The 14665-nt window shown below is 65.9% G+C and carries 10 protein-coding genes; 2 read left to right on the top strand and 8 right to left on the bottom strand.

All coding sequences use genetic code 11. The annotated features are described in order from the left end of the window. Positions 1-57: 57 nt before the first annotated feature. The 7 genes from ACTSLZ_RS07405 to ftsY all read right to left on the bottom strand — a co-directional run bounded on the left by ACTSLZ_RS07405 (position 58) and on the right by ftsY (position 8345). Complete coding sequence (locus tag ACTSLZ_RS07405) at positions 58-792, bottom strand: response regulator (protein WP_443094607.1); 735 nt, start codon at positions 790-792, stop codon at positions 58-60. Beyond that, positions 789-2225, bottom strand: coding sequence for a sensor histidine kinase (locus ACTSLZ_RS07400; protein WP_443094606.1), 1437 nt, complete (start codon positions 2223-2225; stop codon positions 789-791). Before ACTSLZ_RS07400 ends, ACTSLZ_RS07405 begins: the two co-directional genes overlap by 4 nt. Before the next feature lie 8 nt (positions 2226-2233). Continuing rightward, positions 2234-3334 (bottom strand): hypothetical protein, encoded by a 1101-nt coding sequence (locus ACTSLZ_RS07395; protein WP_443094605.1) that lies wholly within the window; start codon positions 3332-3334, stop codon positions 2234-2236. A 76-nt stretch (positions 3335-3410) separates the two neighbouring features. Continuing rightward, the gene (locus tag ACTSLZ_RS07390) at positions 3411-3902 is read right to left on the bottom strand and encodes an NUDIX domain-containing protein (RefSeq protein ID WP_436594209.1); all 492 of its coding nucleotides are present in this window, start codon (positions 3900-3902) and stop codon (positions 3411-3413) included. A 10-nt stretch (positions 3903-3912) separates the two neighbouring features. Next, positions 3913-5496 (bottom strand): signal recognition particle protein, encoded by a 1584-nt coding sequence (ffh, locus tag ACTSLZ_RS07385; protein WP_443094604.1) that lies wholly within the window; start codon positions 5494-5496, stop codon positions 3913-3915. A 176-nt stretch (positions 5497-5672) separates the two neighbouring features. Further along, a complete protein-coding gene (locus ACTSLZ_RS07380; protein ID WP_443094603.1) occupies positions 5673-6992 on the bottom strand; it encodes an ammonium transporter in 1320 nt (439 codons plus the stop codon). 249 nt (positions 6993-7241) lie between these two features. Further along, positions 7242-8345: a signal recognition particle-docking protein FtsY gene (ftsY, locus tag ACTSLZ_RS07375; protein WP_443094602.1), complete on the bottom strand. Its 1104-nt coding sequence runs from the start codon at positions 8343-8345 to the stop codon at positions 7242-7244. Positions 8346-8439: 94 nt separating this feature from the next. Here ftsY and ACTSLZ_RS07370 point away from each other — a divergent pair, with 94 nt between their 5' ends. Continuing rightward, complete coding sequence (locus tag ACTSLZ_RS07370) at positions 8440-9732, top strand: MFS transporter (RefSeq protein WP_443094601.1); 1293 nt, start codon at positions 8440-8442, stop codon at positions 9730-9732. A 9-nt stretch (positions 9733-9741) separates the two neighbouring features. On the opposite strand, the gene smc is transcribed toward ACTSLZ_RS07370, so the two are convergent. Further along, on the bottom strand, positions 9742-13359 hold the full coding sequence (gene smc / locus ACTSLZ_RS07365; RefSeq protein ID WP_443094600.1) for a chromosome segregation protein SMC: 3618 nt from the start codon (positions 13357-13359) through the stop codon (positions 9742-9744). A gap of 250 nt (positions 13360-13609) precedes the next feature. Here smc and ACTSLZ_RS07360 point away from each other — a divergent pair, with 250 nt between their 5' ends. Beyond that, positions 13610-14641 (top strand): 3-oxoacyl-ACP synthase III, encoded by a 1032-nt coding sequence (locus ACTSLZ_RS07360; RefSeq protein ID WP_443094599.1) that lies wholly within the window; start codon positions 13610-13612, stop codon positions 14639-14641. The last annotated feature ends 24 nt before the right edge of the window (positions 14642-14665 follow it).

Genomic DNA, 14665 nt, shown 5'->3' with positions numbered 1-14665 from the left:
TGACCAGCGCCGCTCCCTGCTCTGCGCGTCGCGTGCGTCACGCCCCCACGAGCGGGATCAGACCGGTCGGGCGATACCCGTCCGGTAGGCGAAAATCACGGCCTGAACCCGGTCCCGGCTCGACGTCTTCGCGAAAATGCGGGAGACATGGGTCTTGATCGTCGCAAGCCCCAGGAAGAGCTCTTCCGCGATCTCGCCGTTCGTCCTTCCCTCGGCCATCAGGGCCAGGACTTCCTTCTCTCGCTCCGAGAGGGTCTCGAGCACGGCGACGTCGTCATTCGACAGCAGTACCTGAGAAGGCCCGTCGCTGGTCCTGCCCTCGGGCGCCGCTTGGCTGTCCTCATGGTCCACAGCGTGTGTCGTGTTCTGGTCCACGATGCGTCGAATCAACGGCAACGTGACTTCAGGGCTCAGGAGCGCCTGCCCGTCGGCGACCGCTTCGATCGCCGTCACGAGGTCCTCCGCGCTGGCGGTCTTGAGCAGGAACCCGCTCGCGCCCGCTTCAAGGGCCCCGAAGAGGTAATCCGACCGGTCGAAGGTCGTGAGCATGATGACCTGCCCGAGCCCTTCGTCCACCACGTGGCGAGTCGCGGTCAGTCCGCTCATGCCGGGCATCTGGATGTCCATGAGGACGACGTCGGCCGGTTCGCGGCGCAGCTTCTCCAACGCCTCCGCAGCATTCGAGGCTTCCCCGACGACGTCGATCCCCGGTTCCACGGAGAGGACCATGGAGAACCCCGAGCGAACCATGTGTTGGTCATCGACGAGGAATACACGCAGTGGCGAAGTCATACGGTGTCCTCCCGAGGTGAATGCTGGTCGGTGGGCAGGGGAAGCACGAGTTTGGTTCTCCACCCCGGCCAGGGAAACAGCGATGTGCTCTCGACGCGCCCTCCGAGCACCGACGCGCGTTCCTGCATCCCTCGTAGCCCCGACCCGGTGCTGGGGACCACGCCCTGGTCCACGTGCGACACCGGCTTGCCGTGCTCGACGACATCGACCAAGAGTTCCTCGGTCTCTTCGTTCACGGACAGATGCACCTGGGCTTCGTTGGCGTCCGAATGCTTGAGCACGTTGGTCAGAGATTCTTCGACCATCCGGTAGACGCCGTGATGGTAGACCGTGGAGAGGGATTCGCTGCGGTTGTCGAGGTGGGCACGGTCCCGGTCCGAAACCGACAACCGTGCGCTGAGTCCCATGCGCTCGAAGCCGGCCACGAGTTCGGGAAGATCCTGGATGGACTTCGTCGTCCCATTCGGTCCCCCGGCCACGGTCTCGACCTCATCCGGGTCCCGCAGCAGCCTGAGGACCGTTTGGAGTTCACCGATCCCCTCTCGAGTGCTGGTTTCGATGGCCGCCATGGATTCTCTGACCAGGCCGGCCTGGGCGGGGCTGAGCCGGACCTCCGTACCGTCGTCGCTCGCGGCCAGAATTCGGCGTGCGCCGCCCGCTTGGAGCCCGACCCCGGTGAAGTGGTGACCGATCGAGTCGTGCAGGTCCCGGGCCAGACGCAATCTCTCTTCGACCACGGCGTTCCGCGCGAGGCGTTGGGCCTGGTCGCGGATGGTCCGGGCCTGGTGCTCGAGTCGGTCCCGCCGCAAGGCCGCGCGCCAGGCGCCGCGACCGAAGGCCGCCGCGCCGCACAGGTACGCGAGGTTGAGCAATGTCGCATAGATCGCGTACGCGACGACGGGGTTGATGGGACCGGCGGACTCGGCCAGGTTGCTTTGGAGGTCTTCCAGGACTTCTGGGGAAGCGGCCCATGTGATCCCCAGCCACGAGGTGAAGATGATCGTGATGACCAGGAGGGTGATCCAGGTGGCACGCCGGTGGGCCGCCCAGGCCACCGTGGTGTAAATGGCCGCGAAATAACTGGCCTGGAACACCACGGACAACGAGACCGAGAACGAGGTGTAGAACAGGGGAACGAAGACCGCACTGGAGGCGATCAGGGTGCTCAGCGGAAACCGGCGCCGAACCACCAGCGTCAGCGGGGAGACTGCCGCGACGACGTATTCCGGCAGACTCACGGGGCCGCCGGCGGCAACCAGACCATAACTCGACATGAGCACGAGACTCGCGAGTCCTGCGATCGCGAGCACCAGGGCCAGCACGACGTCGTTGCGCATCTGGCGCCGGCTGGGACCGGGTCGCCTCCAATTCGGGTGCTCGTCGTCGTCCAGCCATCGACGGAGACGCGAGACTCCCGGCGCTGAGGCGGACACAGAATCCCCTATCTCTTTCGGCGCAGGATCCACGCCCCGAGCCCGACTCCGGCCGCGGTGGCCAGGGCCCATCCCCCGCGCCGGACCGTCTCCGAGAGACGGACGGAGGCGTGGAGGTCGGACACCGGATCCGGTGCGTCCTCGGATTCGGCCGAGGGGTCGAACTTCTCGTAACCGGGCTGATCCGACAGGGACTTGCGCCCGTCGATGACCTTCGCGGGCAAGTCCGACAGACCGAGCAATTGCAACACGGATTCGGGTGCGTACCGGCCGTTGTCGTCGGCGGCATACTTTTCGAGACGTCGGGCACCCACGTCGTCGAGTCCGAAGGCCTCCGTCAGATTCTCGACCGCCCTGGTGCGGGCCGCCTCGCGCACTTCGGCCTCTTCCTGACCCGCGATTTCGGACTGGAGGGCACCTGCGGGCGAGTCCGAAGGATACGTTGCCACCGCACCGCGCACCGGACCCCACGCGAGGGACACCGGCTCACCCACCGAAGGACAGAAGGTCGCGGCCCGATGTTCGCCGTCCGTGTCCAGGACGACGGCGCGTCGAGGCAGCTCGTCCACCAAAGCCAGCAGGTCTTCGTAGAACTCGCCGGTCACCACGATCCACCGGTCGCCCGAAGGGGTCATTTCGAACCACCCCTGCGGCCGCACGGATCCGAGGGCGTGGCGCACCGAGCGCGCCGACCCTTCGAACATCGCGACCGCGCTGGGTGCGTGGCTCAGTCCGTCGCCCGTCTGCCACGAGGCGTACTCGAGGCCGGGGAACGCAAGGATGGTTTCCATGAATTCGCCGAGTTCTCCGCCCAGGCTCAGTTCGCCCGAAGCGTCCGCGCGGGCCACGTGGGTGACCTCTCCCTGAATGTGCACCGGAACCATCAGTCGCAGGTTGTGGTCACCCGTCGTGTACAGGGCCGGGACCGACTGCTCCCTGATGAGCTTGAGGATCCGTTCCCGTTCGGCTTCGGCTCCTGCGCTCGTGACGACGACTCCGCCCTCCGGGGTCTCGGTGAGCCGTCGGTGGAGGTCCAAACGCACGGGGACCCACTGCCAGGTGATACCGCCCTGGTCGGGTGTCCTGGGGGTGCGACGGTCGTCGGTCACTGTCTGCCTGTCCTTTCGTGCGTCGGTTCCTTTCACGGTACTCGTCAGAGACCGGTTCCCGGGTCTTCGGGGCACATCAATTCCATTGGCCGGAGCTGAGTTCGACGACCGCGTCCGTTCCCCTGACCCCGTGGGCTTGCCTGAGCCTGTCGGAGAATCCGGAACCGAGGTAGTCGTCCAGCTGATTCAGCTCGACGAATTCGTAATCGGTCAGTTCCTCTTCCTGCAACGTGATCCTCGTGTCTGCCGGGATCGTGCCGCCATCGTAGATGAAATAGGCGGAGTCTCCCCAGTCCCCCATGTTCAGGCCATGGAAGACCAAGAGCATGCGACCGCGCGGAAGGTCCAGGCCGACCTCTTCGAGGACCTCCCGGAAGCACCCGTCCTGCGGCGCTTCGCCGGCTTCGACCGTCCCGCCCGGCAGAGCCCAGCCGTCCTTGTAGTTCGGCTTGACGACCAGCAGCCGGTCGGACTCGTCCGTGATCAGTGCTCCGGCGGCCATGCGGCGTCGCGGCAACGAATTGACGAAAGCTCTGAAATCCTCTTCGGACAAGTAAGTATTAGCCATGGACCCAGGTCTACTTGTCCCCGAGGAATTTCTCAAAGCCCTTCGGCAGGTTCATCGAGTCCATGTCGAAGTCCTGCTGCTTGCCGAAGCTCGAACCGTCCGTCTGTTTGGGCTTCTGCGCCTGACCCTTGAGCTCCGCCTCGCGCTTGGCAGGGTTGCCCGACCGGACCTTCTTGGCGTTCTTGCCCTTGGCACCCTTGCGGTTCTTCTTTCCCCCGCCGGCGCTTCCCATCCCGGGCATTCCGCCGGGCATTCCGGGCATGCCACCGCCCTGACCGGAGGCCATCTTCTTCATCATCTTCTGCGCCTGACCGAACCGCTCCATGAGCTGGTTGACCTCAGACACCGTGACGCCCGAGCCCTTGGCAATGCGCGCACGGCGGGACCCGTTGATGATCTTGGGAGCGACCCGCTCGTGAGGGGTCATCGAGCGGACGATCGCCTCGACCCTGTCGATCTCGCGGTCGTCGAAGTTCTCGAGCTGCTGACGCATCTGAGCCGCACCGGGCATCATCATCAGCATCTTCTTCATCGACCCCATTTTGCGGATCTGCTGCATCTGGGACAGGAAGTCCTCGAAGGTGAAGTCCTCACGATCCTGGAACTTCTTGGCCATCCGATCGGCTTCGGCTTTGTCCCAGCTGGCCTCCGCCTGTTCGATCAGGGTCAGCACATCGCCCATGTCCAGGATGCGGCTGGCCATGCGGTCCGGATGGAATTGCTCAATGTCGGAGACGTTCTCGCCCGTCGAGGCGAACATGATGGGCTTGCCCGTCACGGAGGCCACGGAGAGCGCGGCACCTCCTCGGGCGTCGCCGTCCAGCTTGGAGAGGACGACGCCGGTGAAGTCCACGCCCTCGTTGAATGCAAGGGCCGTGTTGACCGCGTCCTGACCGATCATGGCGTCGATGACGAACAGGACCTCGTTCGGCACGATGGCATCGCGGATGTCGCGCGCCTGCTTCATGAGCTCCTGGTCCACGCCCAGTCGACCCGCGGTGTCGACGATGACGACGTCGTGCAGCTTGGCACGTGCGGTAGCAACACCGTCTCGGGCAACCTGGACGGGGTCCCCGGTCGGATCGTCGAACTCGCTGGTCGTGCCGGGGTGCGGGGCGAAGACCGGGACGCCGGCTCGCTCCCCCACCACCTGCAACTGGGTCACGGCATTCGGGCGCTGCAGGTCCGAAGCGACGAGGATCGGCTTGTGTCCCTGTGCGGCCAGCCACTTGCCCAGCTTGCCCGCGAAGGTCGTCTTGCCCGAACCCTGCAGACCGGCCAGCATGATGATGGTCGGCCCGGTTTTGGCCATGTTGATGCGTCGGGTCTCGCCACCGAGGATGCCCTGCAGCTCCTCGTTGACGATCTTGACGACCTGCTGGGCCGGGTTGAGGGCCTCGGAGACCTCGCTGCCGGTTGCGCGTTCCTTGATCGATGCCGTGAATTCGCGAACCACGGGAACTGCGACGTCGGCATCCAGAAGGGCGCGTCGGATCTCGCGGACGGTGGCGTCGACGTCGGCCTCGGACAGGCGGCCCTTGCCGCGCAGGTTCTTGAAGGTCGATGCTAGGCGGTCGGACAGAGAATTGAACACGTGACGTGGTCTACTTTCGATGCAGTCGTATCGGTACTGTGCTTTCCGGGCCGGACGCGCCTGGAGCACCGCCGGCCACGGTTGGTCGCTCGGACTCCAAGACTAGCACCGCCGACTCCCCACTGACGGCAGCTTTTCCACAGCGCGAACTCGTCCTCGACCGCACCGCCGGCGACCTACGACGCCGTGTGTTTTCCCTGCTCTCCGTCGGAGACGCGATGCTCTGCGACGGCGGCCCGGTCCCGGTCCCCCGGATAGGCGGACGCGCCGGACAGGAACGCGTAGGCGCTCTCCGCGTGGGACACCGCGTCTATTCCTCGCTCCTCGACCTCCGGCGTGACCCGGAATCCGATCGTCTTCTTCACGGCAATGGCGATGACGAAGGTCACGACCGCGGTGAAGACAGCCGTCAGGATCGTGGCAACGACTTGGGCGACGAGCAACCCCACCCCGCCCCCGTAGAACAGGCCGGCACGACCGTTGTCGTCCGTCGCGATGAATCCCAGCGCCACCGTACCGATCACGCCGGCTACGAGGTGCAGGCCCACGACGTCGAGGGAATCGTCGTACCCGAACCGGTATTTGAGCCCGACGGCAAGGCAGCATGCCGCACCCGAGACCAGGCCGAGCACGATCGACCACCCGGGGTCCACGTTCGCGCAGGCCGGCGTAATGGCCACCAGGCCCGCGACGATGCCCGATGCAGATCCCAACGACGTCGGGTGTCCGTCCCTCAACCGCTCCACCAGAAGCCAGCCGAGCATGCCCGCGGCGGGGCAGACCAGAGTGTTGATCCAGATCAGGCCCGCTTCCTCGGCATCGGCGGCCGCTCCGGCGTTGAAACCGAACCAGCCGAACCACAGCAGTGCGGCCCCCAGCATCACGAAAGGCAAGTTGTGCGGCCTGTGGTCCGCATCCTTGCCGAACCCGCGACGCACCCCGAGCACCAGGCACAGCACGAGCCCGGCGACGCCCGCGTTGACGTGGACCACGAGTCCTCCGGCGAAGTCGATGGTTTCGCCGAGGGCCTTGCCGATCCAGCCATCCGCGGCAAAGAGGCCGCCATCCGTCCACACCATGAAGGCCAGGGGCGCATAGACGAAGGTGATCCACACGGGAACGAAGACGCACCAGGAACCGAATTTGGTCCGGTCCGCGATCGCGCCCGAGACCAGGGCGACGGTAATGATCGCAAAGGTCCCGGAGAACCCGGCGGCCAAGAGGTCACCGCTGGCCGATGATTCACCGAGTCCGAAGTCCCGCCACGGGCTTCCGACGATTCCGGGAACCCAGCCGGGTTCTGCCGACATCGAGGATCCCCACAGAACCCAGACAACGCCCACCAGGCCAATGGACACAAAGCTCATCATCATCATGTTCAGGGCCGCGGTCACCCTGGTCATGCCGCCGTAGAAGAAGGCGAGTCCCGGCGTCATCAGCAGAACGAGCGCGGCGGCGACGACGGTCCATACGTCGGTTGCGGACAATTGGTTCATGACCGATTCCCTTTCACGGTGCGCTTTCTCCGGGGTCGTGCCCGGAGGAATACGGGTTCAGTCTGCGTCGGCGATGTTTCGCCCGGCCTCCGATCGGATTGCCACCGTGTTACGTCTTGTCGCCCATGTTTCCCGGAGGTAACAGCGCGGGCCGCCCCGGGACACGAGAACGGCCCGGCCGATTCCGCACAGATGCGGATCGGCCGGGCCGGGTGCGCGCCGAACGTGGCGCGCAGGAGACACGTTCGTTCAGTCGATGAGGGCGTCCACGAAGCCTTCGGGATCGAAGGGGGCCAGATCGTCCGGCCCCTCTCCCAGCCCGACGAGCTTGACCGGCACCCCGAGCTCGTTCTGGATCGCGACCACGATGCCGCCCTTGGCCGTGCCGTCCAGCTTGGTCAGCACGATCCCGGTGATGTCCACGACCTCGGCGAAAACCTTGGCCTGGACCATGCCGTTCTGGCCCGTCGTCGCGTCGATGACCAGGAGGACCTCGGTGACCGGCGACACTTTCTCGACGACGCGCTTGACCTTGCCGAGCTGGTCCATCAGCCCCGCCTTGTTCTGCAGGCGGCCCGCGGTGTCCACCATCAGGGTGTCGACCCCGCGCTTCTTCGCTTCGGCCGCAGACTCATAGGCCACCGACGCCGGATCGGCGCCTTCCTGTTCGGAACGAATGGTGTCCACGCCGACCCGTCCGCCCCAGGTTTCGAGCTGATCCGCCGCGGCGGCGCGGAAGGTATCGGCCGCGCCCAACAGCAACGTTTTGTCCTCTGCGACCATTACTCGCGCGAGCTTGCCGACCGTGGTGGTCTTTCCCACGCCGTTGACCCCGACGACCAGTACGACGCCGGGATTCTCGCCTTCCCCGTCCAGGCCGAGCTCACGGTCCATGGTCGGATCGACGATTTTGAGCAGTTCCTCACGCAACATCGTTTTGACGCGCACCGGGTCATCGGTGCCCTCGACGCGCACACGGGTCTGGAGCGCATCGACCAAACGCTGCGACGGCTCGGACCCGAGGTCCGCCATCAGCAGGGTCTCCTCGATCTCGTCCCAGACGTCCTGATCGATCTTCTCGCTCGAGAGCAATGCCAGGAGGCCCTTGCCGAGCATCGAATTGGACCTGGCGAGACGGGCGCGGAGTCTCTGCAGCCGTCCCGCCACGGGAGCGGGAGTTTCGTACCCCGGTTCAGCCTTCTCTCCCACGGGAGGAGCCGTGTCGTCCTCGTCCCGCGTCTCGGGATAACCGCCCTTGGGAGCCTTGGGGCCTTTGAGGAACACGAAGGCCAGGCCGCCGAGAACCACGACGCCGGCCAGGATGTACAGAATCAGGATGAGTGTGTCATTCACATTTCCAGCTTGCCATACCTGTTCGGCTCCCAGCAGCGCCCTGTGGACGGTTCATCTGTCGCCCGAAATGTGCGCCGCGAGTAAGGTGCCTCTGGTGAGTGCCCCACCCCCTGAGAACAATGCCCCCGACGGCCACCGCGCATCGGAGGGAAACCCGCGGCCGAGCAAGGATACCCCGGGGCGTCAGCGCGTACCCGCTGACCTCAGGGTCCTGGTGGTGGCCGCATTCGTGATCGCCGCCGGTTACGGCGTCGTCGCCCCCGTCCTGCCGCAGTTCGCGACGTCCTTCGGCGTCGGTGCGGCCGCGGCCGGGGCCGTCATGTCAGCCTTCGCCTTGATGCGAGTCGCATGGGCTCCGGTGGCCGGACCCATCATGTCGCGCATCGGCGAACGCCGAACCTACCTGACGGGCTTGGGCGTTGTCGCGGCGTCCTCCGCGGCGACGGCCTTCGCCCCGGACTACGGTCTCCTGGTCGTCCTGCGCGGCCTGGGTGGGGTCGGTTCGGTCATGTTCTCCGTGTCCGCCATGGGTCTCATTGCCAGGCTGGCGCCGCCGACGATCCGGGCCAAGGTCTCTGGCTACTACGCGACCTCCTTCATGCTGGGAAGCATCATGGGACCGGTGATCGGGAGTCTCACGGCCGCGTGGGGGTTGCGAGCGCCGTTCGTGGTCTACGCGGTTGCCCTTCTCCTGGCGATTGTTGTCGCCGCCTGGAAGCTTCGTCCCGCCCCGCCGATCACGAGCACGGGGTCCGTGCTTCTGCCGATGAAGTTCTCGCAGGCCCTCGGCGTCGGGAGCTACCGTTCGCTCCTGCTCACGAGTTTCGTCCACGGTTGGGCGAACCTCGGGGCCCGAGTCGCGTTGATTCCGCTCTTGGCTGCGGCGCTGGCGGTTTCCGTCGGCGCACCGGAGCAAGGCTTCGGGTCCGGTTCGAGCATTGCGGGGATCGCACTGGGTATTTTTGCCGGCGGGTCGGCGGTGTCGCAGATGGTGTTCGGAGGGCTGTCCGACAGGTGGGGACGCAAGCCGTTGCTGGTCGCGGGTCTCGGCCTGTCGGCGGTGCTGACCGGCCTCGTCGGGTACTCACCGGGACCGTGGGCGTTCTGGGGCCTCTGTCTCCTGGCCGGACTCAGCACGGGGCTCTACACGCCGTCGATGCAGGCGACCCTGACCGACGTCGTCGGTTCCCGCCGGTCGGGTGGGAACGTGATGTCGGCCTACCAGGCGTGTGCCGACGTCGGTCAGATCGTGGCGCCGATCGTGCTGGGCACGGTCGTCGATGTCACGGGCTTCGGAGTCGCGTTCCTGATTTCGGGAGGTCTCCTGGCGGTCGCCGGGGTCGTTTTCCTGCTGACTCCCAAGGCCTCTTTTCCGACGTCGGACTGAGGATTCAGCTCAGCGCAGGTCGGCGAGCTTCTGCGAGATGACCTGGGTGATGCCGTCGCCCCGCATCGAGACGCCGTAGAGCGCGTCCGCGATCTCCATGGTTCTTTTCTGGTGCGTGATGATGATCAGCTGCGAGCTGGTCTGCAGCTCGCGCAGAATCGTCAGCAACCGGCCCAGGTTCCTGTCGTCGAGCGCCGCCTCGACTTCGTCCATGACGTAGAAGGGCGAAGGCCTGGCCTTGAAGATCGCCACGAGCATGGCAATGGCGGTCAGCGACCTTTCGCCGCCCGAGAGCAACGACAGCCTCTTGACCTTCTTGCCCGCGGGTTTGGCGTGGACTTCGATTCCGGTGGACAGCATGTCGTTCGGGTCCGTGAGGACGAGCTTGCCCTCGCCGCCCGGGAACAGGGTCGAGAATACTTGGACGAACTGCTCCTGGGTGTCGTGGAACGCCTGGGTGAACACGTCTCGGACGTGGTCATCGAGATCGCGGATGAGTTCTTCCAAATCCGCCCTCGAGGCCTTGAGGTCCTCGAGTTGCTGGACGAGGTAGGTGTGTCGTTCCTCGAGGGCTGCGAATTCTTCGAGGGCCAGCGGATTGACTTTGCCGAGCGACTTCAATTCCTTGCGCGCCGTGCCCAGTCGTTTCTCCTGCGTTGCGCGGACGAAGGGCTCCTCCCCGACCACTTCGCCCGATTCGTCGAGGACAGGGATGGGCAAGTGCGGGCCGTAGTCGGCAACCAGGGTCTCGGCGGTGAGGCTCAGTTCCTCGAGAATCGTCTCGCGCAGGGATTCGAGCTTTGCCTCCCTCGTGGCCCGTTCGAGCTCACCCGAATGGGCCTTGGACCGAGTCGAGTCCAGCTCTTCGCGGAGCTTCTTCTCCTTCTCGCGGGCCTCCGCCAGTCGGGTCTCGACGCCGGCACGCCTGGTCTGCATGCTCTCTCGTTCGACCCTGGCCAGGTCGGAGGATGCGTCAATGCGCTCGCTGACCTTGCCGATCAGTGACAAAACCCTGCTGGTGGCCGAGTACTGGGCCTTTCGTCGCGTTTCCTGCCGTTCGACCTCGGCGTGGGCGGCCCGCTCCGAGGCCACCGTCCGCAAGGCGGCGTCGTGCCTCTGCCGCAGTTGATCGATCTCTCCCTCGACGCCACGAAGGCTCAGCAAGGCTTCGGTCTCTCGTGTGCGAGCCGCCTTTGCTTCCTCGACCGCTTCGTCGCGAATGCGCTCGGCTCGTTCCAGCGCCTCGCCGCCGTCCTGGTCCTGGAGCTCCAGGGCGGCAGAGACCGCACCGACCGCCTGTTTGAGCTTGTCGGCGGCGTCGGGCTCCTGCCGTTTCAGCTCCTCCAGACGCCCCCGCGCCTGCTCGGCCTCTTCCTCGGTCGAGGACACCAGCGTTCTGGCCCGGGAAAGTGCCGCGGCGCTCGCGGTCGATTCCCGGCTGATCCGTGCGAACTCCTCGCGGGCGGTGCGGGCCTTCTCGCGGGCCGTGCGATGTTCTTCGGAGGCCTGCTCGTGCGCTTTCTCCGCGGCGCTGAATTCTTGACCGAGCTCTTCGACCCTGGCCCTGGCCAGCTCGATCCGTGCGCTGATTTCCAGGCCGGACGTGCCGCCGGAGCTTCCGCCCCGAGCCTGGTGTTCCTCGAGGACGGTTCCGTCGGCTGCCACGATCTTCCAGGCCGCGGGGACTTCGGGCGCGTCGGCGTCGGCAAGCAGACGCGAGCGCAGTCTGGCGGCCGATGCGGCGTCGGGAACCACGGCGCACCGGCTCAGGAGCGCCTGGACCTCTCGCGCGGAGGCCCCGCCCGTGATGGTTCGAGGGGCCCAGACGACGTCCGTGCCGTTCGAGGCGAGTTCCTCGAGGTATGTGCCGAAGGCACTGTCAGAAGGCTCGGGGTCGGTGCCCGCCGCCGTATGTGTCTTCTCCGCTTCGAGCAGGAGGCTGACGACGCCGAGGTCCGAAGTGCGTGCTTCCTCCAGAACCGCCTCGAAGTCGGCGCCCTCGGAGAGAGCAAGGCCGTCCGCGACCGTGCCCATCGCCGTCGAGACGGCGGCGGCGTGTTCCGGGTCCACGGTCAGGCGCTCCCGGACCCTGGACACGTGGTCGCGGAAGCGATCCATGATCGCCTCCGTCGCGTCGGCCGCGGGAAGGGATTCCTCGAGCGCTTCGACTCGTGCCCTGGCGGCGTCGTGGTCTCGTCTCACGGTGTTCAACCGGGACGCAGCATGGTCGAGGGCGGCCTGAGTCGTCTCGGTCTGGGCATGTGCGGCCTCGGAGGCCTCGGAGGCAGCCGTGGTGTCCTCCTCGGTCGGTCCGGACGCCTCGGTCTGCTGGGCCAACTGACCGCGGTATTCCTCGAGTCGCCGGTCGACGGCCTCGACTTCGCGTTCCTGTTCCTCGCGGCGGGCCACGAGGGTTTCGTGTTCGGACCGGGCCGTGGCCATGGCCCCGCGGAGTGAGGCGATGTTCTCGCGCCGTTCGGCGGCTGCGGCGAGAAGGTTGGCGTGGTGCTCTTCAGCCTCGGACGCCGCCTCTTCCTTCTGCGCTCTGGTCGTGCCCGAGGACTCGTGGTCTTCGCGGGCTCTTTCCACGGAGGCCTCGGTGGACTCGAGGTCCCGGGCAATGCGGTCCGCGTTTTCCTGCAGTTTCTCCGGGTCGCGCAGGTGTGCCCGGCCCACCGGCGTCGACTGGGTCCGGAGCCGTTCCTGGGCCAGCTGGGTCAGGGACTCGAACCTCTCGCGCGTCTGGGACAACGAGTACCAGGTGTCGCGGGCCCGGGTGACTAGGGGGCTCAGCGTCGATGCTTCGGCCTCGAGCTCGGTGATGACGCGGGTGATCTCGTCGTGGGCCCGCTCGCGCTCCGCCAGTTGGTCGCGGAGCCTCTGGAGTTCGTCGGCGTCCGAATCCAACGCGGTCGAGGCCTGGATCCAGTCGTCGGCAAAGAGCCTGGCCCGAGCGTCTCGGACGTCGTGCTGAATCCTCTGGGCCCGGCGTGCGACCTTGGCCTGCCGCCCCAGGGGTGTCAGCTGACGACCGATTTCTCCCGTGAGGTCTTCCAGGCGGGACACATTGGTTTCCATGGAGGCCAGTTTGCGGAGGGTCTTCTCCTTGCGGCGCCGGTGCTTGAGCACGCCAGAGGCTTCTTCGATGAAACCGCGCCGTTCTTCCGGAGTGGCATGCAGGATGCGGTCCAGTTGCCCCTGCCCCACGATGACGTGCATTTCCCGCCCGAGCCCGGAGTCGGAAAGCAGCTCCTGGATGTCCAGCAGACGGCAGGAATTGCCGTTGATCGCGTACTCGGACCCGCCCGTGCGGAACAGTGTCCTGGAGATCGTGACTTCGGAGTACTCGATCGGGAGGGCGCCGTCGGAATTGTCGATCGTCAGCGATACGTGCGCGCGCCCCAGGGGTGCACGACCGGACGTGCCCGCGAAGATCACGTCCTCCATCTTTCCGCCGCGCAAGGACTTCGCGCCCTGTTCTCCCATGACCCAGGAGAGGGCGTCGACGACGTTCGACTTGCCCGAGCCGTTGGGCCCGACGACGGCGGTGACCCCGGGCTCGAACTCGAAGGAAGTGGCTGATGCAAAGGACTTGAATCCCTTGACCGTCAACGTCTTGAGGTGCACATCGCCTCTTTTCCTGTCGGTGCGACCGAGGTCCGCGTGGTCTCGCCATCTGAGCCACAACGGCCCACTGTATCGCGACCTGCAGGGACCACCCTGACAGGACGGCCGTGCGCGATCCCACCCCGGGAACTTTTCTGTCAAGGGTGAAATCGCAGGACAGGCAGAATCCTGGTTGTAGAGTAGTACCTCGAGTGCCGCCCTCGGTGTTCTCGACACAGACCCACAGACTCACGGATGAAGGCTCGTTTAATTGACCGCTAACTCGTCTATCCACCATCGCAATTCCGCACTACTTTCAGTGACGAAGGTGGAGGCCGAAGAGGTACTGCCTTCTTCATACTTCGACGAACAGCTGGCTGACACGTACAAACGCCTCAGGATGCCTAAGGGTCTTCTGGAACGTCTGGCAGGCATCAGCGAGCGGCGCTCGTGGTCTGCAGACAGCTCCTTCGAACACGGAGCGGCCCAAGCAGGGCGTGCGGCCCTGGAGGAAGCCGGGATCTCCGCGGAGGACATCGGTCTGTTCATCAACACGTCGGTGACCCGCGACAACTTCGAGCCGGCCGTCGCCGTCGGGGTGCACCACGAGATCGGCCTGCCCCGTCACGCGCTGAATTTCGACATGACCAACGCGTGCCTCGGGTTCGTCAACGGTCTGACGGTCGCCTCCTCCATGATCGACGCCGGTGCGATCGACTACGCGCTGATCGTGTGCGGGGAGGACCCCTCGCCGTGGCACGAGACGGCCTTGAACATGCTCAACCAGTCCGCATCGACCCGTGACGACGTCCTCGCACAGTTCGCGACGCTGACCCTGGGGTCGGGGGCCGCTGCCGCCGTCGTCGGGCGATCGGATCGCCACCCGGAAGGCCACCGCATCCTCGGCTCGATCTCCCGCGCCGGGACGGAGCACAAGGACCTCTGCATCGGCGGCGAAGCCGGCCAGGGAATGAGCACGGACGCCACCGGCCTGCTGAAGTACGGTCTCGAACTCGTCACGGACGCGTGGGACCAGGCTCACGAGGACGGTTGGGACTGGACGGACATGGATTCCTATGTCACGCACCAGATTTCGACCTCCCACACCAACGCGATCATCGACGCCGTCGGTATCGAGCGTGACAGGATTCCCGTGACCTTCCCTTATTGGGGAAATGTTGCAGCGGCTGCGCTGCCCATGACGCTCGCACTCGAGGCAGAACGCCTGAAACCGGGGCAGCGCGTCCTGTGCATGGGTGTCGGGTCGGGTCTGAACACCGCCCTCATGGAAATCGACTGGTAGCAACAGGACCACAGCACGTAAAGA

Source organism: Rothia koreensis (assembly GCF_052232265.1).
Classification (GTDB): domain Bacteria; phylum Actinomycetota; class Actinomycetes; order Actinomycetales; family Micrococcaceae; genus Rothia; species Rothia koreensis.
This window is presented reverse-complemented; position numbering and strand designations above follow the sequence as displayed.